Source organism: Mesorhizobium sp. WSM3626 (genome assembly GCF_000513935.1).
Classification (GTDB): Bacteria; Pseudomonadota; Alphaproteobacteria; order Rhizobiales; family Rhizobiaceae; genus Mesorhizobium; species Mesorhizobium salmacidum.
Genome location: NZ_AZUY01000053.1, coordinates 13,161 through 34,414 on the forward strand (window position 1 = coordinate 13,161; position 21,254 = coordinate 34,414).

21 protein-coding genes and 1 pseudogene are annotated in these 21,254 nt (G+C 60.6%); 14 read left to right on the forward strand and 8 right to left on the reverse strand.

Annotation, left to right across the window (positions count from 1 at the left end; genetic code table 11):
* Positions 1-11: 11 nt before the first annotated feature.
* The 5 genes from M653_RS01000000133625 to M653_RS01000000133630 all read left to right on the forward strand — a co-directional run bounded on the left by M653_RS01000000133625 (position 12) and on the right by M653_RS01000000133630 (position 6,221).
* Positions 12-1,598: an FGGY-family carbohydrate kinase gene (locus M653_RS01000000133625; protein ID WP_198028838.1), complete on the forward strand. Its 1,587-nt coding sequence runs from the start codon at positions 12-14 to the stop codon at positions 1,596-1,598.
* On the forward strand, positions 1,591-2,916 hold the full coding sequence (locus tag M653_RS0126665) for an iron-containing alcohol dehydrogenase (RefSeq protein ID WP_027146063.1): 1,326 nt from the start codon (positions 1,591-1,593) through the stop codon (positions 2,914-2,916). Before M653_RS01000000133625 ends, M653_RS0126665 begins: the two co-directional genes overlap by 8 nt.
* A 74-nt stretch (positions 2,917-2,990) precedes the next feature.
* On the forward strand, positions 2,991-4,073 hold the full coding sequence (ugpC, locus tag M653_RS0126670; protein WP_027146064.1) for a sn-glycerol-3-phosphate ABC transporter ATP-binding protein UgpC: 1,083 nt from the start codon (positions 2,991-2,993) through the stop codon (positions 4,071-4,073).
* Positions 4,074-5,129, forward strand: a complete 1,056-nt coding sequence (locus tag M653_RS0126675; RefSeq protein ID WP_027146065.1) for a hypothetical protein — start codon at positions 4,074-4,076, stop codon at positions 5,127-5,129. It abuts the gene before it with no gap.
* A 93-nt stretch (positions 5,130-5,222) separates the two neighbouring features.
* Positions 5,223-6,221: a sugar-binding transcriptional regulator gene (locus tag M653_RS01000000133630; RefSeq protein WP_084636903.1), complete on the forward strand. Its 999-nt coding sequence runs from the start codon at positions 5,223-5,225 to the stop codon at positions 6,219-6,221.
* Between the two features lie 1,250 nt (positions 6,222-7,471).
* Here the strand turns inward: M653_RS01000000133630 and M653_RS0126695 are convergent.
* Positions 7,472-7,702, reverse strand: coding sequence for a DUF768 domain-containing protein (locus M653_RS0126695; protein ID WP_027146067.1), 231 nt, complete (start codon positions 7,700-7,702; stop codon positions 7,472-7,474).
* Between the two features lie 765 nt (positions 7,703-8,467).
* Between M653_RS0126695 and M653_RS01000000133635 the strand changes: the two genes are divergently transcribed.
* From M653_RS01000000133635 to M653_RS1000000137010, 6 genes are all read left to right on the forward strand, one after another.
* Positions 8,468-8,671 (forward strand): hypothetical protein, encoded by a 204-nt coding sequence (locus M653_RS01000000133635; protein WP_051442823.1) that lies wholly within the window; start codon positions 8,468-8,470, stop codon positions 8,669-8,671.
* 8 nt (positions 8,672-8,679) lie between these two features.
* Entirely contained in the window at positions 8,680-8,985 is a 306-nt protein-coding gene (locus tag M653_RS0126705; RefSeq protein WP_027146068.1) for a hypothetical protein, read from the forward strand.
* 334 nt (positions 8,986-9,319) lie between these two features.
* Positions 9,320-9,508 carry a hypothetical protein gene (locus M653_RS0126710; RefSeq protein ID WP_027146069.1) on the forward strand — a complete coding sequence of 63 codons (189 nt, stop codon included), beginning with the start codon at positions 9,320-9,322 and terminating at the stop codon, positions 9,506-9,508.
* Positions 9,509-9,677: 169 nt separating this feature from the next.
* On the forward strand, positions 9,678-10,217 hold the full coding sequence (locus M653_RS01000000133640; protein WP_198028839.1) for a class I SAM-dependent methyltransferase: 540 nt from the start codon (positions 9,678-9,680) through the stop codon (positions 10,215-10,217).
* A 187-nt stretch (positions 10,218-10,404) separates the two neighbouring features.
* Positions 10,405-11,163, forward strand: coding sequence for a thermonuclease family protein (locus M653_RS0126720; RefSeq protein WP_027146070.1), 759 nt, complete (start codon positions 10,405-10,407; stop codon positions 11,161-11,163).
* On the forward strand, positions 11,160-11,648 hold the full coding sequence (locus M653_RS1000000137010) for a hypothetical protein (RefSeq protein WP_156938287.1): 489 nt from the start codon (positions 11,160-11,162) through the stop codon (positions 11,646-11,648). Before M653_RS0126720 ends, M653_RS1000000137010 begins: the two co-directional genes overlap by 4 nt.
* Positions 11,649-11,671: 23 nt before the next feature.
* On the opposite strand, the gene M653_RS1000000137015 is transcribed toward M653_RS1000000137010, so the two are convergent.
* From M653_RS1000000137015 to M653_RS1000000138265, 5 genes are all read right to left on the reverse strand, one after another.
* On the reverse strand, positions 11,672-12,712 hold the full coding sequence (locus M653_RS1000000137015; protein WP_156938288.1) for a hypothetical protein: 1,041 nt from the start codon (positions 12,710-12,712) through the stop codon (positions 11,672-11,674).
* Positions 12,713-12,891: 179 nt separating this feature from the next.
* Positions 12,892-13,089, reverse strand: coding sequence for a hypothetical protein (locus M653_RS0126745; protein WP_027146073.1), 198 nt, complete (start codon positions 13,087-13,089; stop codon positions 12,892-12,894).
* A complete protein-coding gene (locus tag M653_RS0126750) occupies positions 13,086-13,265 on the reverse strand; it encodes a hypothetical protein (RefSeq protein ID WP_027146074.1) in 180 nt (59 codons plus the stop codon). The genes M653_RS0126745 and M653_RS0126750 overlap by 4 nt, the downstream gene beginning before the upstream one ends.
* Positions 13,266-14,129: 864 nt before the next feature.
* Complete coding sequence (locus M653_RS1000000137020; RefSeq protein ID WP_156938289.1) at positions 14,130-14,621, reverse strand: hypothetical protein; 492 nt, start codon at positions 14,619-14,621, stop codon at positions 14,130-14,132.
* Positions 14,622-15,516: 895 nt separating this feature from the next.
* A complete protein-coding gene (locus M653_RS1000000138265) occupies positions 15,517-15,747 on the reverse strand; it encodes a DUF1127 domain-containing protein (RefSeq protein ID WP_084636905.1) in 231 nt (76 codons plus the stop codon).
* Between the two features lie 131 nt (positions 15,748-15,878).
* On the opposite strand from M653_RS1000000138265, the gene M653_RS0126775 reads away from it, so the two are divergent.
* Positions 15,879-16,775: a transcriptional regulator GcvA gene (locus M653_RS0126775; protein WP_245262373.1), complete on the forward strand. Its 897-nt coding sequence runs from the start codon at positions 15,879-15,881 to the stop codon at positions 16,773-16,775.
* Between the two features lie 1,353 nt (positions 16,776-18,128).
* Here the strand turns inward: M653_RS0126775 and M653_RS1000000137030 are convergent.
* Positions 18,129-18,572: a hypothetical protein gene (locus M653_RS1000000137030; protein ID WP_156938290.1), complete on the reverse strand. Its 444-nt coding sequence runs from the start codon at positions 18,570-18,572 to the stop codon at positions 18,129-18,131.
* A 1,604-nt stretch (positions 18,573-20,176) separates the two neighbouring features.
* On the opposite strand from M653_RS1000000137030, the gene M653_RS0126800 reads away from it, so the two are divergent.
* A complete protein-coding gene (locus M653_RS0126800; protein WP_027146081.1) occupies positions 20,177-20,482 on the forward strand; it encodes a hypothetical protein in 306 nt (101 codons plus the stop codon).
* An 11-nt stretch (positions 20,483-20,493) separates the two neighbouring features.
* Positions 20,494-20,787: a KTSC domain-containing protein gene (locus M653_RS1000000134725; RefSeq protein ID WP_245262374.1), complete on the forward strand. Its 294-nt coding sequence runs from the start codon at positions 20,494-20,496 to the stop codon at positions 20,785-20,787.
* Positions 20,788-21,076: 289 nt separating this feature from the next.
* Here M653_RS1000000134725 and M653_RS1000000138270 read toward each other — a convergent pair.
* A pseudogene (locus M653_RS1000000138270) lies at positions 21,077-21,175 on the reverse strand (hypothetical protein); the annotation flags it as partial.
* Positions 21,176-21,254 lie beyond the last annotated feature (79 nt).

The window sequence follows — 21,254 nt, forward strand, 5'->3', positions numbered from 1 at the left end:
GGGATACTCCAGTGATTTCGGCGACGGGCGGTTTCGACCGTCCTCGCCCCTTTGGCAAAATGGCGGCAATGGTTCCGGATCTCGTCATCGGCATTGATTCCTCGACCTCGGCGACCAAGGCGATTGCCTGGGACCGCAACGGTCGCGCCGTGGCGGAGGGCCGTGCGTCGATAGCAATGTCCAACCCTCGTCCCGGGTATTTCGAGCAGGATCCGGCCGATTGGTGGGCCTCGACGGTTACAGCGCTCCGCACCGTGACGGCAACAGTTTCGCCGGCACGCATTGCCGGCCTAGCCATTTCCAACCAGCGCGAAAGCTTCGGCCTTTTCGATGAGCAGGGGGAAGCGATCGGGCCCGCAACGCTCTGGCTCGATGAGCGTGCCCGCCACAAGGCACGCAGTTTCGGCGAGTTCTTCGGCGCGGCACGCATCCATGCGATATCCGGCAAGCCGCTGGACGTGATCCCATGCCTCTATCGCATGATCTGGTTTCGCGAGGAGCAGCCACAAATCTTTGCCCAGGTGCAGCGCATGGCCGAGGTGCACGGCTACCTGGTCTTTCGCTTGAGCGGCCGATGGATAACGTCGACCGCCTCCGCAGACCCGATGGGCGTGCTCGACATGCGAACCATGGACTGGTCGAACGAACTATTGGACGCGGCCGGGGTCGCGCGGCGACTGATGCTGGATCTGGCGCGGCCTGGCACCATCTTGGGCCAATTGACCCCGCAAGCCGCCATGCTGACGGGCTTGCGGGAGGGCACGCCGATCGTCGCCGGCGGCGGCGACGGTCAATGCGCCGGCACGGGCGCTGGTGTGTTACAAGCGGGATGCGCCTACATAAACCTCGGCACCGCGGTCGTCTCCGGCAGCTTCGGCATCGACTACGTCCATGACCCGGCCTTCCGCACCGAGACGGCGGTCGCCGAAGACGGATATATCTACGAAACGTGCCTTCGCGCCGGCACTTTTCTCGTCGACTGGATGACGCGTGAAATGCTCGGCGCCGAGCTGTGTGGGTCCAGCGGCCCCCTGGAGACGCTTGAGGCCGAAGCCGCGGTTAGCCCGATCGGCGCAGGCGGCATAATGCTCCTGCCCTATTGGCAGGGCGTCATGGATCCGCACTGGGACAGCGCCGCCCGCGGCGTAATTGCCGGCCTTTCGGGCTCGAGCCGCCGCGGCGACCTCTATCGCGCCGTGCTGGAAGGAATAGCGCTGCACCAAGCCGCGACAAGTCAGCGGGCCGCTGCCGCCGCTGCTCAGAATATCGACCGCTTCATCGCGATCGGCGGAGGAGCGAAGTCCGACCTGTGGATGCAGATTCTGGCGGATGCACTCAACCGTCCCATAAAACGTTCTACGACCGTGGAAGCCTCCTCGCTCGGCGCGGCAATGGCAGCGGCAAAGGGGGTCGGCTGGTTTTCCACGATCGCAGAAGCGTCGCTCACGATGGCCAGCGAACCAGCTAAGTCCTTCGAACCCGATGTGGGTCGTGCCTGCCGCTATGCCGAACTTCTTGCGATTCACGCCGATCTTTGGCCAACGCTTTCCGCTTGGAACCGGCGGCTCGCGGCCTTCATGGAGGCTGACCATGGCTGAAACGATCAACTGGAACGCCTTGATCGAGGATGTTGTCGCAGGCCAGTGGAAGGATCCCAACACAGGCGCGGCCGCCGACCTGCCGTTCCAAACGATCGAATTGCTGGAAACAACCGAGGGCCGCGAGGCGGATCTCGTTGCGCCTCTGACGCTGGGCAGCCGCATCGCTGTCGTGTCGGACGTCAACACCCTCGAAGTGATGGGTCGGCGCGTTGCCAAGGCCCTGCGTGCCATCGCCCATGTCGACGAAATCGTGCTGCCTCACGATCTCGCCTGCGACGAGGCGACGATCCAGATGATCAGGGAAAGAACGCGGCACGCCGACGGGGTCGTGGCCGTGGGATCGGGCGTCCTCAACGACAGCTGCAAGCAAGCAACCTTCCTTGACGACCGGCCTTATGCCGTCTTCGGCACGGCAGCGTCGATGAATGGCTATGGCGCCTCGACAGCGTCCGTGACCTTGGCGTCAGGGCTCAAAATCTCGCTGCCCTCGCACGCTCCGCGCGGCATCTTCCTGGACCTTGGTATTTCGGCCGCAGCGCCGACCTGGCTCAGCGCCGCCGGACTTGGCGACAGCCTTTGCCGTTCCACCGCGCAGATCGATTGGTGGGCCTCGCATCGGCTGTTTGGCACCTACTATTCCGACGTGCCCTACTTGCTGCAGGCGGGCGATGAGGAACCCATGCTGGCCCATGCGTCTGGCCTTGCCAGGCATGACATCACCGCAGTCGGGCACCTCCAGCGAGTCTTGACGCTATGCTCGATGGGCGTCTGCTTCGCCGGCGTTTCCCATCCCGGCTCCATGGGAGAGCACCAAATCTCCCACTGGATCGACATGTTCGCGCGAGAGCATCATCCTGGTACCACTCACGGTCAGCAGGTTGGGGTTGCCTCGCTGGTCATGGCGCGTCTGCAAGCCAGGCTGATGGACACGGAAGAGCCGCCGCAGGCAAGGCCGACCCTTGTCGATGAGACCGCGATGCTGGCCCGCTATGGGGCGCAGCTTGGGCCACTTTGCATTGCGGAGATGAAGAAGACAGCACTCGATCACAGCCAGACGGAAGCCTTCAATCGCAAACTTTGGGAAATCTGGCCGGCTCTGCGCCGGGAGCTTCGTCCGATGGCAACGCCGGTTGCCCGCATGGAGGCGGCGCTCAAGGCTGCGGGAGGGCCGCTCACCGGAGCAGAATTAGGTCTACCGCGACAGCTTTGGCACGACGCCATTCGCTATTCGCGAGAAATCCGTGGCCGCTGGTCCTTTGTCAATCTGGCCGCCGATGCGGGGCTCCTTGAAGAGTTCCTGGAGAGCGAATGGTGAACCGTATTGGATCGCCGCCGGTATGTCGCAAGGCCAAGCCAACAGGGTAAGCGCAATCGAAGGGATCGCAATTTATGGCCTCTGTCACCATCAGCAACATAAGGAGGGAGTATGGCGCCGTCGAGGTGATCCCTGGGCTCGATCTTTCGATCGAAGATGGCCAGTTCGTCGTGCTGTTGGGGCCGTCCGGGTGCGGCAAGTCCACTCTGCTACGCATGATAGCCGGTCTTGAGCCAATCACGTCCGGTGCGATCGCCATCGGTGACAAGGTCGTCAATACTCTTCATCCCAAAGATCGCAACATCGCGATGGTCTTCCAGAATTACGCGCTTTACGCCCACATGACGGTCTTCGACAATATGGCCTTTTCCATGCAGTTGAAGAAACGCCCCAAGGAAGAAATCAATCAGAAGGTGGGATGGGCGGCGTCGATCCTCAACCTCACTCCCTACCTCGAACGGTATCCCCGCCAGCTTTCGGGCGGCCAGCGGCAGCGCGTTGCCATGGGCCGAGCCATCGTGCGCGATCCAACCGTATTCCTGTTTGACGAGCCGCTGTCCAACCTCGACGCCAAACTGCGCGTGCAGATGCGGACGGAAATCAAAGAACTCCATCAGCGGTTGAAGACCACCACCGTCTACGTCACGCACGACCAGATCGAGGCTATGACCATGGCCGATGTCATCGTCATCATGCGAGACGGCCACGTCGAGCAGATCGGGCGGCCGCTCGATGTCTACGATCACCCCGCAAATCTCTTTGTCGCCTCGTTCATCGGCTCGCCTGCAATGAATTTGTTCCATGGCGAGGTGGCGCCCGAGCGCGATGCCTGGGTGGTGCGGACAGACAAGCTATCTCTCCCGCTGCCGCCGAAAGCTGCGGTCCGGCCCGGGCAGAAGGTGATCTATGGTATTCGCCCCGAACATCTTCGACCGGTGGCCAACGGGAGCGGCATCCCGACGACGGTCAACGTTGTGGAGCCAACCGGCCCCGAGCTTCATATCTTTGCAAGCATGGGCGACAGCACGATCTGCTCGGTGCTGCATGATCGCATGGAACTCTCTCCCGGAGCCGTGATCCATCTGGAGCCGACGCCTGACCGAATCCACCTGTTCGATCAAGACAGCGGCAAAAGACTGGACAAGGAGAGCAATTGAATGGCGCGGATCGTTATCCTCGGCGCCGGCGTCATGGGCTCTGCCATGACCCTTCCGGCCGCTCACGCGGGTAACCGCATCACTCTCGTTGGCACCCATCTCGATGAGGAAATCATTGGCTCCGTGGCGGGCACAGGTCATCATCCGCGCCTCAACATTACTCTACCTGGCGCAGTAACCGCCTGTTCCTGGACTGCCTTCGGGGCAGCGATGAAGGAGGGACCCGATCTGCTTGTACTCGGCGTCTCGTCGGCCGGCGTTCCCTGGGCGATCGACCGCATTGCTGAGAGCATCAAGTCGCCAGTGCCGATACTGATGATCACAAAAGGACTCGCCGCGAGCGACGCAGGCATTGAAATCCTGCCACATCTGCTCGCTCGCGAGATTGAACGGCGCACCGCCTTGACGATCCCAGTGATGGCTGTCGGCGGACCCTGCATTGCCGGCGAGCTGGCGGCACAGCGTGATACCTCAGTGATTGTGGCCGGGCACGATCCGGACCAGATTGCTGCGGCGTCCCACATTCTGCGAGCTCCCTTCTATCACATGCGACCGTCGTCCGATCTCGTCGGTGTCGAGATCTGCGCCGCTTTCAAGAATTTCTACACGCTGGCGGTTGGCGCTCCGATCGGACTGCTGGAGCGCGACCACAAGGCGCCAAATGGTGCCCTCATGCACAACCTTGCCTCGTCCCTTTTTTCGCAATCGCTCGCCGAGATGGCCATTTTGGTCGAAGCCCTGGGCGGAAGAATCGAAACAGTGCAGGGACTGGCTGGCTCCGGTGATCTTTATGTGACCTGCCAAGCCGGCCGCAATGGCCGCATGGGACGCTTGCTTGGCCGCGGCTTGCCTTATTCCGTAGCCAAGCGGGAACATATGAGCTCGGACACGGTCGAGGGCGCGCAACTGGCGCTGGATCTTGGCCAAACATTGGAGAAAATGATGGCGCAAGGTTTACTTCCGGGCGATCACCTGCCGCTGACGGCTGCCATCATCGACGCGATTTGCCATGATGCCCCGCTGGGCTTGTCCTTCGACCGCTATCACCGGTGCTAAGGACGATGCCAGAAAGTCAACCAACGCTTCATATCGATTCGGACACGGCGCCGCCGAGCCGTTCGTAGCCCGCGCAGTGGACAGAATGTTGTGATGGAGAAACCACCCCGAAAAAAACGTGATGGCCGCCATGCCGTAACCAGCTCCGTCTCGACCGATCGTGAGGAAGGGCTCCTCGTCCGCGCCGCCTGGCTGGCTTATGTCGGAGACCTCACGCAAGCCCAAATCGCCAAGTCCCTTGGCCTAACTCGCCTTCGCGTCAACCGAATGCTGGCGCAGGCCCGCGAGCGGGGGATAGTTCAGATCCGCATCAATTCGAAGGTGGCGAACTGCATTGAGTTGGAGAACCGGTTGCGTCATAGCTACGGCGTCTCGGATCCGATCGTGGTTCCGACACCGCCCGATCCTGCTCTGCTACCCCAAGTCATCGCAGCCGCCGCCGGGCAAGCCCTGTCGCTCAGGATCCGCGACGGGATTTCGGTGGGCGTCGGATGGGGTCGCACGCTCCAACTCAGCCTCCGGTCGGTGACTGTACGTCCGGTCAAAGGGATGTCCGTCGTTTCCTTGCTCGGCGGACTGACGCGCGGGTCGGCGATCAACATCTATGAGATGGCGTCGCGGCTCGCTGCGCTCTACGAGGCGGAATGTTTCTACATCGCCGCACCGGTGTTCACCGATACCGAGGCCACGCGCGATCTGCTGATGCGCCAGTCGATTCTGGAAGACGCCTTCACACATGCCCGCGACGTCGATGCCGCTTTCGTCTCGGTCGGTGCGGTGCATAAGGACGCAACCATTTTTCGGATCGGGCTGATAGGCGAGGACGATCTCATATCGCTGCACCAGGCAGGCGCCGTCGGCGATATTTGCGGCCACTGGATCGATGCCGATGGACAGCTCGTCGATCACCCGCTCAACCATCGTGTGATAGGCCTCGCTCCTGAAAGCCTGCGCGACATCGACACCGTCATCCTGCCCTCCGGTGGCCTCGACAAGGTTCCGGTGCTGCGCGCGGTGCTGCGTCTCGGTGTCGTCGATGTTTTGATCACGGACGAGCAAACCGCCGCGGCGATCCTTGCAGAAAAGCCCTAGCTTAGACGGACCTTTGGCATCGGTTGCCAAAGATCGAGTGAAACAGCGCCTTGCGCGCGGCTGCAACGGGCCAGGACAAAGCCAGGACCACCTTCTTATTCAGTGGTCGCAGGGTCAATCCCTGCATCGCCTACCAGCCAGCGCACCGATCCCGTTGGATATCACGCTCAAAGCGTCCACTGAAAAAGGCAACTGGCGCGAACTTATCGCATGACCGCTAAATCAGTCCTCTGCGAACGTTCAGGTGAGTGAACGCCGTCACCAGGATTGCACCGACCATGAAGTAGAGCGTGGGAATGGCGTGGCCGTTGTGGAACTGGAAACCAGCACAAAGGAGGGCTAGGACAACGGCGAGAAAGGCGGTTAGACGCGAGACGTTATCCGACATGGGGCGACCTTTGAAAACGGGTGGCCGCCCTCAATCGGCCGCGCGCTCTATAAAGCGCTTTGCACCGTCCTGCAAGCTCGGCCTGGTGCAGGCTCTTGGCCCGACACAACCCGACGCTCACAGGTTCTCCACTGTGCCCTGTTGGGGGCGGAGCGGGCTGGCGAAGCCCGTGATGACACATTTGCCACTCTGGCGCCTCCCGTGGACTGGTGCGGGCCGGGCATGGCGGGTATCGAAATCCTGCCGTCGAACACGCTCCTGATCCTCGCAATCTCGCTACGCGAATAGCCGCGACCAGAACCTGCCGAGTGCACACCAATTTACGCAGAATACGACCCTTTTCGCCACGTTTCGATCTCTCAGTGCACACGGAGCGCACACAAAAAACGGCCACCTACACGAAACTCTCGTCCGGCTCCTGGCGTGTCCAAGTCCGTCGCAAAGATCGCTACGTCAGCGACCTTCCTGCGCCGCGACGACGCACGGTGCTGGGCGACCGAAACCGAGCGCCAGGTCGATCGCGGTGAGACGCCGACCAAGTCTCCAGCTTGGCCTTGAGCAATTCGACCTCTTGCCGGAAATATTCCCGTTTGAGCAAAAGGGTCTGTGCCCGGCTCTCAAGAGTATTCGGGTAGCCCAGACCCGGCTCTCGATAAGATTCGCGAGAGGCAGTGCCAGTTCGCCTCGAGGAATATACGTGACACGCCCCAGAGCAAAGCCGCAATCTGCAGGCACCGCGCCGCCCACCAGGTTTTGTCGATATCAAGGTCGACGGCGCCCTCTTTCCACGGCGTCCATCCCTTGCCAGGCCGCTCGGTCAGATCACAATCGCGCATGCCGCAGATCATGCTTAAGTCGCGACTTATTGCCAAGCCTCGGGCAAACTGCCATCGCGGTGCTGCATCGCCTCCGCGATCACTGCGAAGACGCTGCCGACTTCCTCATAGATCTCGCTTACCGCGACGCCCTCTCGGTCCGCAGCTTCCATCACCTGGTCAACTAGATCGTTTATCGCGGCCGGGTCGTCGGTCACCGCATCAGGCAGATGCTCTGCCATCCACCGGTCGAGGAAATTGGCGCCGCGTGTGCTCATTTTCCATAAGTAGCCGGCGCATATTAGGTTCCGCTAGAATACAGGGGGCGCTGGGATCAAAGGGAACCCAATTAGGCAGATTCATCTACGTCAGCCCCTCTAAGGAACCTCGCCAGAACAGCGGTCGGTGATGCAGCAACGAAATTGCCTGTCACCGCCGATCGGCTGACCCCTTAGTTCGTTCGGATGCTTTGTGCGAGCTGCCTTAAAGAGCGCATAAACCCTTAGCCGGCGAGACGACGCGGCCCCCCGCTAATCTCGCCGGTTAGGCTCGGCGTCCTTCAGGCAACCCTCTTGCTTCATGGCGCCGAGCCGACAAGACTCTGCTTGCCTTGACACTGCGCTACCCAGGCCAGAACGCTGCTGTCCCGAAGATCACGGCAATTCCGAGTGCCGCTAATGCCATGATCGCGACCATTGTGGCCTCGAACGGGCCACCGCCATTCCCTTTGTCCGACATTATGGGTGATTCCAACACACGCCACCAACCGTCGTGTGCCGGCCTCGTGAGGTCACTTACAAGTGTTAATCGTCTTCCTTGTATCTTGCAGGGAGGCCTTGCGATATCGCGGCCGCTCGCTTGTCGAGCGCCGCCTGCAAGCGTGCAGCGACGACAAGGATGCTATCAGGGATCGGTTGAGGGTTCAGCCTGGGTCATGGCTGGACTAACATTTGTTTCCCGGGAATGTTCCCGCTCGCCGGCACCGGAACCAAAGCGGAATATGACGATTTCCTAATGGAAGGGACCGCAACGGACGCAAAACAATGGTTGAAATTTTCGAGATGGAGCTTGCCAAGGCCAGGCTGAGTGTAAACCAAGCTGAATCCGAACTCACACGTGTCGAACGGATGTTGAACAAGCGATATGGCGTGGGCATCGACATCACCCTCTGCGACACCGTACGAGACGCGCAAAGACGGGTCGCTGAAGCCAGAGAGCAGCTGATGAAGGTGAAGGCCGGCGCCTAAGCTCGCCGTTGGCCCGCATCAACATCGGCGATGAGGTCGCCATCACCGCGACCGTTCGGCGGGGGGTGACGGAGGACCGGGTGAGCGTTTCCATCCCGTCTTATGGGCAGCCGCATTCGGTCATCGACACATCAACAAACGTGCAGAAGGGGCAGCACATCGAGTCGATCGGCAACGTTACGCACCTACTCGACAAAAACCGCGTAACGGTCAACCTGGGCATTCCCGTGACCGTCGATGCCGCTGTCGCCAGGCTGGTGAATGCCTACAAGCCGCCGACCAGAAAGGCGCCGCTGGTGGACAAGCCGACATGAGGGCGGGCCGCCAACCTGCAACCAAGGAACCGCAACAGAATCGCTCATGCCGTCCGACAAACGAAAGGGAAGGTTCGGTTTCGCCCTTGGTCTCCGTGACACGCACCCAGTTTTCCTCCTGACGCCATAATGTGAAAGGCTGGCCCATGTGTGCCCCTGCCGCCTTGAAGGGAAGCTGTGCCATGAGCATGCTCGAAGACACCACCGATCCGCTGGCCCTGATCTCAACCTGATATTGCGGCATGTCGCCCCCCGGGGATTGCTGTACCGTGAGTCAATCAGCTTTAGCTAAAACAGTCCGGAACTTTTGCCATGGCGGGATGTTGCTGGCCGCATGACGAAGCCTTCAGACCTTGGACCGCCCATTAAGGGCAACCCGCACGAGCCCTCCGAGGAGGGCGACCTTTTCTATAAGTGCAAGATCTGCGGACAGCCGGTCGACATGCGCGATCTGCGTCAGGTGATGTGGCACGAGAAGCCGAGGCATGAGCGGCTGAAGCCCGAAGTCGTCAAAGGCTCCTGAAACGCAAAAAGCCCGCCGGTCGGAGCCAGCGGCTCAACGACAGAATGGTTGCTCACAGCCGGCGAACCGCCCTATGATCGGCAGGGTTGGGAATAAGATGGCGCCAAGGTTCATAGCAAAGCAGCTTTCCTGGCCGGCTGGTATTGCCGGCTGGCTCGTCCGAGCTGGTATGAACCGGGGCAACGCCCGGCTGAACAACTTCGCTCTCGATCAATTACAGCTGGTTCCGAAAGATCGAGTGCTGGAAGTCGGTTTCGGCGGCGGCGCAGCAGTGCAGCGCCTTCTCCCTGGCGCGTCATTCGTGTGCGGTGTTGATCGCTCCCGCGATGTGGTGAGCGCTGCCGCTCGCCAGTTTGCCGATGCGGTGCGCGACGGACGAGCAGAGTTTCACGTCGGCGCGGTTGAAAAGCTGCCCTTGCCGGATGCGACATTCGACAAAGCCCTCAGCGTCCACACAGTATACTTCTGGCAAAGCCTGAAAGCCGGATCTGCTGAGTTGGCACGAGTTCTCAGGCCCGGCGGGCGAATCGTTTTGGGCTTCCTTCCCAAGGCGCATATGGACCGGATGAACATGCCAGCAGATATCTTCACCCCGCGTGAGCCGGACGAGATCACAGCTGCTCTGCAAGGTGTGGGGTTCAGCGAGACGGAGGTTCGAAAACCGAACTCGGAGACGGCATGGGCCGTCGCGACAGGTATACGAAACTGAGCTATCCGCGTGCGGAACGCTGCGGCAACAAAGGTTCCAGCTGCTCTTTAGCATTCACTAATGCTGTCTGGACTCTCTCCCGCAATGGAAGCATTCTCTGCCCGGGAGACGGGCTTTGGGCAAAGACCAGCTTAATATAGGCGCCGATCAGGCTAAAAGGTGGCCCAAAGGCACGTCCGGAACGCCCATGCGGCTGGTCTTGGTCACCGTGGCTGCTGCCGCTGCCTTCGCCACCCAATATGTCATGAACCATGGCGGATCGTTGCCATCGGCAATATCAACTTGGGTCGACCCTCTACCTCCGCCTTTGGGCGGGCGCGCCGCGGTCATCGATGGTGACACTGTCGAGATCGCTGGCCAGCGAATTCGCTTCAATGGCATCGATGCGCCGGAGAGCAAACAGTATTGCAATGACGCCAAGGGCTTCGAATATCCTTGCGGTCGACAAGCTGCCCAGGCCCTAGACGAATTCCTGGCTGCATCGAGACCGCTCTACTGCGGCTTCGTGGATCGCGACCGATACGGCCGGCTTGTCGGCGATTGCTACCGAGCCGATCTCAAAAGCGTCCAGAAGTGGCTTGTCGCACAGGGCCTCGCTCTAGACTGGCCCCGCTATTCGAAGGGGGCTTTCGCAACCGAGCAGGCGTCCGCTAAGGCGGCCAAGCGAGGCCTATGGCAGGGCCGCTTCGATCAGCCCTGGGACTGGCGAGCCGCCAATGCCGATAAGGTGGAGACGGTCAGCGAACAGTCAACCGGCTTCGGGCTTCTCGGCAACCTCACCTGCATCATCAAAGGCAACATCTCGATCAACACCGGAGAGCACATCTACCACGTTCCCGGCCAGGAGCATTACTGGGAGACGAAGATCAGCCCGCAGTATGGCGAGCGCTGGTTCTGCAGCGAGGCTGAGGCGCAAGCGGCCGGCTGGAGGAAAGCGCGGCGGTGACGGGCACCGATCAATGGCCGGCCGTGCCGGTCTACAACCCCCGTGATTACGCTCTCATCCTAAAGCTTTCGGAAGCCGGTGATCTGCCGCCGACCTGGGACGAGTGGTGGGAGAAATTCAGAGCGTCCGAAGCTGAGCAACGTCGCCGGGGCTCTCCCGCAATTAGGGTACGTGTCCACCCCGGAAAGTTCAAAGCTTGGCTTCAGGAGAACTCGCTCTCGTCATCGGAGCAGACACGGCAGCAATTCGCGCAACAACTGCTCGATAGGAAAAGAGCCAGAAAAGCACAGCGTCTTGCTGGCGAAATATCATCGGCTACATGGACCCAGGCTCCCGTCCGGCCACCACATTGGATGGACATGCCGGTAGAGGTGTTTGCCTACGTCCTGTTGACGATCGCGATAATATGCTCCGCCCTGGTCGCGCTGAAGGATGGCTGGCAGGAGTGGATGGTGCGCCAACTGCCCAATTGGCCGCCATGGTAGCAATTGGATACCGAACGGCGCTGTTAACTGGTTGTTGGAAAGGGATCGTTTAGCGTTCGCTGATGGAAACCGTTTTCGACGATCTGACCCACGCCGTGAAGGTGCCTCAAAAGAGCGCTCGCCTTGCCGTGGCGTTCGCCACCTTTGTCGCGCTTGCCACCGTTGCGGGCGTCGGCGTTGCGATCAAAAGCGCGGTTCACACGGAGCCCAGGCTGCCAACCGTCGACATCGGCCAGGTGCTGCATCCTGGGGTGATCTGACCCCAGGTTCAAGGCCCGAAGCTGATGGCACCGAGCGACGTGAGCCTGGGAGGCCGAAAGCGTCAGGGTTAGATCCTGTGTCGTTGACGCTGATATCGTGGCGAAGTGACAGGCCAGGATCCGGTGGTTGCCTGTCGCACTGTTCACGTCGGCCTCTTCAACGACAGTCTCACTGCCCGACCAACTCTCTGTCCAGTCGGCGATCGTCGGGGAGCAGATATCCAAAGCAATAGCTGCCCCTGCGACTTTCGTCTCGATGTCATTGAGCGCAATCGATCCACTTGTCGCCTGAGCAGACGAGACCACGTTGAGCGGCGTCGCCGTCGTGCCGCTGATCACCCATGCGAAGAGATTCGCGCCTGTTGCTGCAGCGCTGGCGCTCAGCACGGTGTTCGCCCTGGCCAAGCTCCATCGTTTCCAGGTGACAAGCGACGATGCGATGGCTGCCTGTCGGGCTGGTGAAATCGACATCCTCGACCACGGCGTCCGATGCCGACCCTTCTTGTGTGAAATTGGTGATCGTCGGCTCGCAAACACCGATCGCCGGGACGGCGCCGGTGATCTCCTGGCGCTTTGCGCTTGAAGCGACGTCACCCCATCAACCGGCGCAGCGTTCAAACCATTGCCAAGGGTCCAGACGATGAGGCTTGCGGCTTGAGCTCCGGCGCTGCCGGTGTAGACGATATCGGCCGTCACCAGCGCGCCAGCCTGGCAGACGAAGAAATTTAGCCGGCCGCCGGAGATGAACGCCAAAACTGCTTCACGTGCGCTCCATTCCGTCGCGGCGGCGCCGTTGACGGTCAATCCGACGCCCGAAGATCCGAATGGGCTCTCGCGAACGGCACCGACCACCACGACGTCATTTGCGCCGAAATAATCAGCCCCGGCAAAAAAATCCCTGGATAAGCACCGAGCGGTTACAGCCCTCGTTTGCGGTTTCGATTGTCACCCGCCCGCCCCCTGTCTGATCGGCGACGGCCATGTCAGTGCTTCGTGGCGCCTAGTGGAGCGATATGCCCTTCGACGAGTTCGACTGCCTTGTCGGCGATCGGCATTAACTCCGTTTCTACGAAGGCCTCAAGCTTGGCCGGGATCTCTTGCGCGTCCGTGTCGGGATCGGCCATGAGATGCGCGGGGTATTTTTCGGCTGCGGTATGGGCAGCATCGCGGAGGTCATTCATGGCAGCATGATGCTGTCGCTTTGTCCGTCGGCCTGGCGGCGCTCATGGAGATGCCGGGTGATGGCTGTGGCGAGCAGATCGCGCTCTCGCTCGTTGGGTACTCGACCGAGGTGATTGATCAGCGCCTGCACGCAGCTCGTGACCAGGGCTTGGGTGTAGCCGGCGTCATTGCTCATCGGTACTGCCTTTCTCGTCCAGTGCCCTGCGCTTGGCTGCCCCACGGTTGACTTCCGCAAGCCTGGCCTCAACTTTTTGGCCGAACACGCGGCGCAGCACGCGCTCCCGGATCGCGGCCTGGTGCGCCTTGAACCCCAGTCCTTGGGTCTCATTTATGGTTAGCGGCGTCCCGTCCGCGCTTCACCGCCAAGGAATTGTTGACGTCGGAGGGACCCTTGCATTCGGTGTCGCAGCACCACAGGCTTCCGGCGCGGCTCACCATGTCGCCAGGAAGATATGTGCGCGTGTGATCGAACACGCCGCGGAAGATCGGCGCGATGGTGACGTAGTGGGTCGATCTGAGACTTCGCCATTTCGGATGATCCGGCGAACAACTGTTCTGCCGCCATCTTCGATCAATTCGTCGATTTCGAAGGGCTCGCTCGAGCTTGGCCGCGCGGGCTTCAATCTCGGCGAAGCGTTCGTCGAAGCCGGAGGCGCTTCGAGGAATTCAGAACCGACCGGTGGAACTGGCCAAGGCCAACGCGTGCGGCGATGTCGATTTCCTGCCGCCATGTTTGAGGTGCTGCTCGAACTAGTTGCCTTCGTGCTTCGAAGGTAGCGCGGGAATTTGTGCGTTACGGTTTAGCGTCACGCCGAAATTCACTTCAGGTCGAAGCGCATGCGCCGCAGCAGCGCCGCCAAGATCTTTGCCGGGTCGTCGCCGTTCCATGCGGGCAGATCACCATTCGTCAACAGGCCGTCGATGGTGTCGGCGATCTTGTCGTGCTTGCGCCTGGCACGACATGCGCGGCCGCGCAGCTTGGCGAGTGCTCATCTGGTGTCAGCGATCGCCGCGGCCGGCCGACTTTACGCTCAGCCACTCACGACGCCCACCTGTGCGCCGGCGCCGCAGGAACCAATGCTGCCGGCGCCTGTTGATTCTGCGAAGGGATGGCAAACCGAAAGGGTGCCGAAAAATGGTTGACCTTACAGTTCTGGAAATGGCGGCGGCCAGGCAGCGCGTCAAGCGAGCCGAGCTCTCCGTCAAGCAGGCAAAGGGGATGCTCGACGACAATCACGGGATTGCGATCAGCCTTGCCCTTTGCAGCCGCATACGAGCCGGGCAAGCGCGCGCGAAAGCCGCCCGTCGGCGTCTGCTGAAAATCGCTCCACCCACAAGCGTGCGTTGAGGAGCCGCTACCATGACGATGCTGTTCGAACCACTTGACTCGAACTACGAAGAGCGCGCCGATCTCCACCGAGCCGCTCGGCTTGCGATGCTGCATGAGAGGCTGGCTAAGCGCCTTGAGCGCATTGACCGCGCCGCCGACGAGGTTGAGCGCGCCGCGGATCTCTTGGTCGATGTGACGCACGGCTCGGCCGTCGACGCTTTCCAGGACGCAGTGCGCAGCAATTCCTCGGCGGCTTTCCTTCGCCTGGATGCAGGCCAAACCTTGGGAATGTGACTTCGGCGGGCGGCAACCGGCGCCGACCGAAAAATGGGAATTCTTACGCTTTTGCCCAACACCGGAGCCCAGCGGTCGGCACCTCAACGGTGCGTGGAAAAGCCGACGGCCCCGGGGGAAGTTTGCAACTTTTCGCGGCGATGCTGCTACGGACCGCTTGGCTCGAAAACTCCCACGATTGCAGATTGGTCATTGTTCTGGCCCGAACCGTCACGCCCCTTGGGCGTACCAGCAAAATCAATATGTTAGTTCGCTCATTCAAATTTCCCCCCGGCATGGGGCTCATCGACAAGATCCGCGGCGAGCCACGATGGACACCTTGGCTTCGTGTCTCCCCACGCTTTAGAAGCGACGCACTCGCGCTGCTAAGCAACGGACGACCTCTGTTCCTGGCAAAACACGAGCGCAAAACGAACCGCACGCGCTGGATCAGAGCGCGAGCTTGCAAACGACCGACCCTACAGAAATTCTCCCATAAGCACACGCAATCCGGGCTGAGGCGCAACCCAGAAAGTTCGAAAAGCTTCCAGGAACCCCAAGCAACTGGACGCCGCAGCGGGCAATGCGGTTCTCGGATATCCGGTGAACATCAGCATTGGAGCGGTTAATATCGTCGAGAGGAGAATGGTCTGTCGGCGGCTCCGTCGTGAGAACGAAAAAGAAGAGAAGCGAACTTTCGTGTGCGATTTTTCGCACACGACCTCTCGTAACTGCCTGATACATTGCATTATACGCCCGTCCATCATGGGCACCACGGCCACGCGTCGACCGAGACCGCCATCACTCATATCGCCCTCTGGCGTTAGCCCTGCCAAGGCCATTTTGCACATTCTTTCCGAACCTGAGTACGAGTAAGACCCAGGTCTGCAAGCTGATGGTCTTCGAGCTCGGCCAATTGTTCGCGTTGGCAGTGGAGTTGGATCCAGCGCGATACCATCACAATCGCTCCTGTCACATTGTTGGCGATGTGACGGACATATGTCGGCAGTGACGACAAGGGCCTCCGCGCTTCGGTCAGCGGGTGATTGAACATTTCTCATCCTTTCGCCGCATCCATATTGACCTCTGGCGCTGCAATGCCTCAATCTACTGGCGTGTGCAAAGCATGGTTTCTCGTCCTAGCCCCAATTTTTCTCATGACGTGGTGCGAAATTGGCTCGCCGGTTGCCATCGCTAAATGCCCTCAAAGCCTTCGAGGCGGCGGCACGCCATGAGAGCTTCACCAGGGCTGCGGAAGAGCTGTCCGTGACCCAGGGCGCGGTGAGCCATCAGGTGAAGGCGCTCGAGCTCGAATTGGGCATCAGGCTGTTCGATCGCGAACGTCAAAAGCTGAGCATCACACGGGCCGGGCTCTCCTATCTGGAGGTGGTGCGCGATGCCTTTGACCGTATAAGTCTCGGCACGCAGCGCATCCAGCATCTATCACGGGCCGGAGCGCTGACGGTCAGCACGTCGCCCGACTTTGCCGCCAAATGGTTGGTCAACCGCCTTGGCCGGTTTGCGGAGACGCATCCAGCCATCGATCTCAGGATTTCCGCAACCATGCATCACGTCGACTTCGCCAGAGAGGATGTCGATCTTGCGGTGCGGCATGGCGATGGGAACTGGGTGGGGCATGACGTTGTCCACCTGTGCTCCGAGGAACTGTTCGCGGTCTGCAGTCCCAGACTGCACCAGCGGATGCGCGAGCCGTCCGATGTGCTGAAATTTCCGTTGCTGCATCTTGATGACCGAAAGGACTGGTCGCAATGGCTCAAGGCCGCTGGCGTGGTCGATGCCGAACTTTCCCACGGACCGGTCTTGAACCGCGCCAGCATGGTTATAGACGCCGCTGTCGACGGCCAAGGCATTGCACTCGCCCGCACCACCCTTGCGGCGTGGGATCTCATCAACGGGCGCCTTGTCAGGCCGTTCGGCACGGCTCTGCGATTGTCCAAGACCTACTGGATCGTCTGTCCCAAGGCGACGTCGATGCTGCCCAAAGTCACGACATTCCGCGACTGGCTCCTGGCCGAGGCCGCTGATGACCTACGTCGCCTCAAGACGCTCGCTCCATGGTAGTACTTCCAAATCGCGAACGCCTAGCGGCCGAGCATCCGGTACCGGCCGGAAGCAGCAATTCGGGCCAACGCCGATTTAAGAGGCCGCTGTGGCGCAAACCTGCTGTTCAACCGATGCTATGAAAGGACCGGATTTTGGGCCGAAAGCGAACGGTCCGCGTCGGCATGGCCGCGCATGAAAGCCGCCTTTTACTTCAAGGAGCAGCTCCGCTCTGGCCTCAGGACGCGATTTGGTGAGTACAAAACCAACCACAGGCAATATCAAGGGCGCCGCCTGGAAGTCCGGCGGCCGTCTCGCCGACTCCCGGTGCAAAAGAAGCGGCTTGATGCTGCTGCCGCTCCCGTACGCGCCCTGCTAGTTGCCGATGTAGTCTGGTATCGCTGGCCGACTGCAGCATCCAGCAGCTGCGGCGCGTACACGTTGTGGCCGACCGTGAGAATGAAATCGACGTTCCGGCATGGACCATCGCCGAAATGGCCTTCTCGCCGGAGACGTCGGTGTAGCCGTAATCGCCAAACACAGCGAAGCGGTACAAGGTTTGCGGTGGATTCGTCGGCACGACGCTGAGCGCATAGTCGTGCGCGGCGGTGCTCGGCCGGGCGGCTCGCGCAGACCTGAATTGCCAATTGCGTGTGGGCCCGCTCTCTGGCGGAGAGGCGGGGCCTGGGATGCAGGTGAAGAATACCGGCCGCGGGCCCCTCCCCACCTCCTTGCACTGACCGCAGCGGAACACCATGCATGGCGCATGGTCGAGCCCCAGGCGGGCGCCTAGCGCCTCCAGGTCGATCTGGAGCGAATGATTGCAAATGGGAAGACCGCACGTGATGTAAAACGTCACTCGGCTGCGAATCGCATCAGCAATGGTTTTGGACATGGTGGGCCTCAGAATGAAGAAATCGCCGCGCGGGGAATATGTGTTCCTCTCGCTGAATGTTTGACCGACCCGACACGTACGGAACCGGCCGGCATCAACAGCGTTCTCTCGCATGCTCAAGAAAATTGCCTTTGCCGCCGTGCTCCTTCAAGTTGCCGCCTTCTCGGCGCTCCTAACGCAAACATTCCTTCTGGGATCTTCGGCCACGCAAGCGGCCAGCGTGCAAGGCGAGGCCGCTGTGGGCGTTACAAAGACGCAATGCGCCAGGGGGACTTGGCCCGACATCCCGGTTCAGTGCCTAGAGAGGGTTCAAGCTCGGACGCTCACCCTCCCCATGACCGCGCAATAAAACGGGCACCGAAAGCGCTGGCTGACTCAGAAATGTCGCCGAAACTGCAAAACATTCACCATGTCCTGAATCACTGGGGTGGCTCCGGAACAAAGTCCGCCGGCAGGAAGTTAACGGCGCGAAGGGGCAATTAAACCAAACAGGGATCTTCGCAATGAAAACCATGCTCTTCGCCGCCCTGGCGTTCTGCATCGCCGCTCCGGCTGTTGCATCGGCTGCCGAAGCTGATGTCGTCGTCGGGACGCATCACAGGCATCATCACCACGGTACCGCGATCGTTATCAAAGATGGGCACCGCCTCCATCACCGCCACCACGGCAGGGTCGCTTTCTACGATCACGGCAGACGCCATTATCGCCACTCCACCACCGCCGTGGTCGTCAAAACCTCCCGTCATCACCGCCACCATCACCGCGTTGTCGTGCAAGGCAGCGACTACTGACGAGATTTTGGCCAGATCTATAAAAAAGGCCCGGTAGCCTAAAGCTGCCGGGCAGCGGCCGGCTTCGAGTTCATCCCGGAGAAATGGTGGCGCCGGCGCCCGAATACGTGCTGGCCACTTTGCGCGATTCATACTTCTTCTTCTTCGGAGCGTCAGCCGGGTTTGCGAACGTGATGCCACCAGGGGCGCTGACCTGAACGTCAATGAATCCCCCTTCGTCTCCGGTCCACACGTAGTGCTTGCCGCCAGGCTCTAGCGCGAAAAAAGGTCTCCGGCTTGAGCCACGGGACGGTCTTGTCGACCTTATCCCCAAACTCGAACCTGGCTTGGCCGTTCCGAAGAGGCGACCCGGCTGCCACGGAGTGTTTGGAGGGACCTTACGGCAGCCGGGTCATGCCGGAGATACTCCCGGCGGGCTTATCATGGGCTTATATTAGAAACAGTGCAAATGCCCCCTTTGGTACGTTATCTGGAATACCAAACTAAGCGCGGCAAGGCGGGCCGACGTAACGGGCGAGCGCACGGCCTACAGAGACTCCCAGGCCAATGGCGAGGCTAAAGGCGGCACTGATGAGCAGCTGAACGGCGAACGCGCCGTAGCGGTCCCGCTCGCGGTATGGCGTCATCGCATCAGTTGAACGTAAGATCCGCGAGCGAGAAACCCCAAATCCTCTAGCCTCGCAAAGTTTAGTCCTGATCCCCATCAGGACCTAGGTGGAGAGTACCGGCGATCTCTTCGCAAGACCGGTGCAAGCGTCTGGTGCCGAAATGCCACATGGAACATCATAGTTCTTTATCGGTTCTATCTTGGTGGATTTCGCAAGGTAGAGGGCCGACCGTGTCAGCGTTTGAATTCGTCTATTTTTCTGGTTTGACGGCCAGTGATCTCTTAGGCGGCGTCGTCTCGTTGTTGGCGTGCTGTGTGCTCTACAACGTTATCGCAGAGGATCGTCCGAACCGGTAAATGCGGGAGCCGAACGCTTGGCCCGCCAGCTCCCTCCGGACGGCTTTTATGCCACCATGCGGGCACCTGGTATTCTTCGGCTGGTTCGAATGGCGGCAGCTCCCGTTTTGCAGCGGCTTGTCCGGAATGCCTCCGGGCAGTGGCCCAGGATTACGATCCGGCAGAGCTCCGCCGATCACACCGTGGCGCCAATTAACGCGGAGTCCATCGCCGCGCAGTGGCGCGGCGTGCACAAAACTCGACAGGGCGCCGACCCTTCCCACGAGCGAGCGCGGACGAAGCACGCAGGTCTGGCCTGACGAAGCTGGAGAAGTGAAGATCGAGACACATATGATTGCAGGCATGGGCCACGGTACCCCATGGGGGACGGCCTCGGCACTGCTGGACATTACATGCTCGACGTAGGTATCTCTTCAACCCAGGAGAGCCGGTTCTGGGGTCTCGGCGATGCCGAAGATGCGAGAAGGTGAGCGAGGGTTAGGTCCGCTTCGCCAAGGTGAGCTAAGCCAGGGATTGAGACGACGCCGTCAACATTCACCTTCGGGCAGCGTCTAAGGAACCGGCGCCGGCCAAGCCTGCGGAACCTGCTTTAAATGACTTGCAAGGAGGCGCAGGCTCGAGCTGTAAGAAGATCGAGGATGCTCTGCGCGGCGCGCCTGATGCGGTAGGCGTAGCGCCCTTGCCCTCAGTGAATAGCTGAGCGAAGCCTCCCTCTTGCACAAAGGAACGCCTCGACTTCGTAAGCGTTGACTGCCATTCAGCGAGTGGCCGTATGCATCTTATTCAGATCCTGCTTCCCCGAGCCGACAACGGCGGCCAGCCCTTTCCGCGGGAAGATTTCGATCGGATCAAGGAGGAACTGGCGAGCCGATTTAAAGGCGTTACGGCTTATCTTCAGGCGCCTGCAGAGGGCCTGTGGCGGCAAGGCGCGGAATCTGAAAGAGACGACATCATTATCTTCGAGGTGATGACGGAGGAAATCGATCTGGCGGACTGGCACGACCGCCGCGCGGAACTCGAACGAAGATTTCGGCAGGACAAGGTTATCATCCGCTACATGCCGATGGCGCTCGTCTAGGGTTCGACTCCATGCCTTCGAGGTCGATCCGCAACAGCGAATACGATCCCGAGAGCGAGGTTTTCTCCGTGTGGTTCCTTGCGAGCGGCAAGCGCTATGACTACGAGGGTGTTCCTGTGGAGATCTACACCGCATTCCGAAACGCCTTCGCGAAGGCCGATTCTTCAATGACCACCCCGGGACTGTTTTCACTATCGGCTGATCTCGGACGATTAGCGTACCCCGGTGAGGCGACGCCTTACGCTCCCGTCTTGGCGTTTGCCGCGCCCAGCAGGCTTCGATTCCGGCGAGCCTTTGTGCCGTAGAAAAATCGACGAGAGGACCAGCACTGCTGTCGTTGGAAAGATTCAAACCAGAGGTTGGCATCCATAAGGTAGCTGGACCTCCCCACTGTGGCCAGCCGCCTGGTTCGCCACGCCGAGGCTTGACCACCCGTGCAGGGCGAAGGAGATGACGAACAGCACGGCCAGCTCTATGCCCAGCGACTAGGAATAAAACCACAACCGGGTTCCGCCTCGGATGGATAGCCCGTAATTCATCGTCGGGCCGGTCAGGATCGCGAGATTCGGCCGAGCCGCGTTGAAACGGTATCGCGCTGAGCATCACGTAGGCCGACATTGCAGGCGTTCGATCCCAGTTGTCGAACAGCGCCGAAAGAAAATCTCCGCTGGTGAGATAGGCCAGCAGGCCGATCGCTGCAGAGCCGTGCTCTTCATTGTAGGCTGGGACGACCCGACCAGCTCATGCCCAACGCGCTAAATAGGAACAGTCC

Bases quoted from the DNA above. Each gene is read 5' to 3' on its own strand.
- M653_RS0126665 (WP_027146063.1), top strand. From the start codon at position 1,591: ATGGCTGAAACGATCAACTGGAACGCCTTGATCGAGGATGTTGTCGCA.
- ugpC (WP_027146064.1), top strand. From the start codon at position 2,991: ATGGCCTCTGTCACCATCAGCAACATAAGGAGGGAGTATGGCGCCGTC.
- M653_RS0126675 (WP_027146065.1), top strand. From the start codon at position 4,074: ATGGCGCGGATCGTTATCCTCGGCGCCGGCGTCATGGGCTCTGCCATG.
- M653_RS01000000133630 (WP_084636903.1), top strand. From the start codon at position 5,223: ATGGAGAAACCACCCCGAAAAAAACGTGATGGCCGCCATGCCGTAACC.
- M653_RS0126695 (WP_027146067.1), bottom strand. From the start codon at position 7,702: ATGAGCACACGCGGCGCCAATTTCCTCGACCGGTGGATGGCAGAGCAT.
- M653_RS01000000133635 (WP_051442823.1), top strand. From the start codon at position 8,468: ATGGTTGAAATTTTCGAGATGGAGCTTGCCAAGGCCAGGCTGAGTGTA.
- M653_RS0126710 (WP_027146069.1), top strand. From the start codon at position 9,320: ATGACGAAGCCTTCAGACCTTGGACCGCCCATTAAGGGCAACCCGCAC.
- M653_RS01000000133640 (WP_198028839.1), top strand. From the start codon at position 9,678: ATGAACCGGGGCAACGCCCGGCTGAACAACTTCGCTCTCGATCAATTA.
- M653_RS0126720 (WP_027146070.1), top strand. From the start codon at position 10,405: ATGCGGCTGGTCTTGGTCACCGTGGCTGCTGCCGCTGCCTTCGCCACC.
- M653_RS0126745 (WP_027146073.1), bottom strand. From the start codon at position 13,089: ATGAATGACCTCCGCGATGCTGCCCATACCGCAGCCGAAAAATACCCC.
- M653_RS0126750 (WP_027146074.1), bottom strand. From the start codon at position 13,265: ATGAGCAATGACGCCGGCTACACCCAAGCCCTGGTCACGAGCTGCGTG.
- M653_RS1000000138265 (WP_084636905.1), bottom strand. From the start codon at position 15,747: ATGTTCAATCACCCGCTGACCGAAGCGCGGAGGCCCTTGTCGTCACTG.
- M653_RS1000000137030 (WP_156938290.1), bottom strand. From the start codon at position 18,572: ATGAATCGCGCAAAGTGGCCAGCACGTATTCGGGCGCCGGCGCCACCA.
- M653_RS0126800 (WP_027146081.1), top strand. From the start codon at position 20,177: ATGCATCTTATTCAGATCCTGCTTCCCCGAGCCGACAACGGCGGCCAG.
- M653_RS1000000134725 (WP_245262374.1), top strand. From the start codon at position 20,494: ATGCCTTCGAGGTCGATCCGCAACAGCGAATACGATCCCGAGAGCGAG.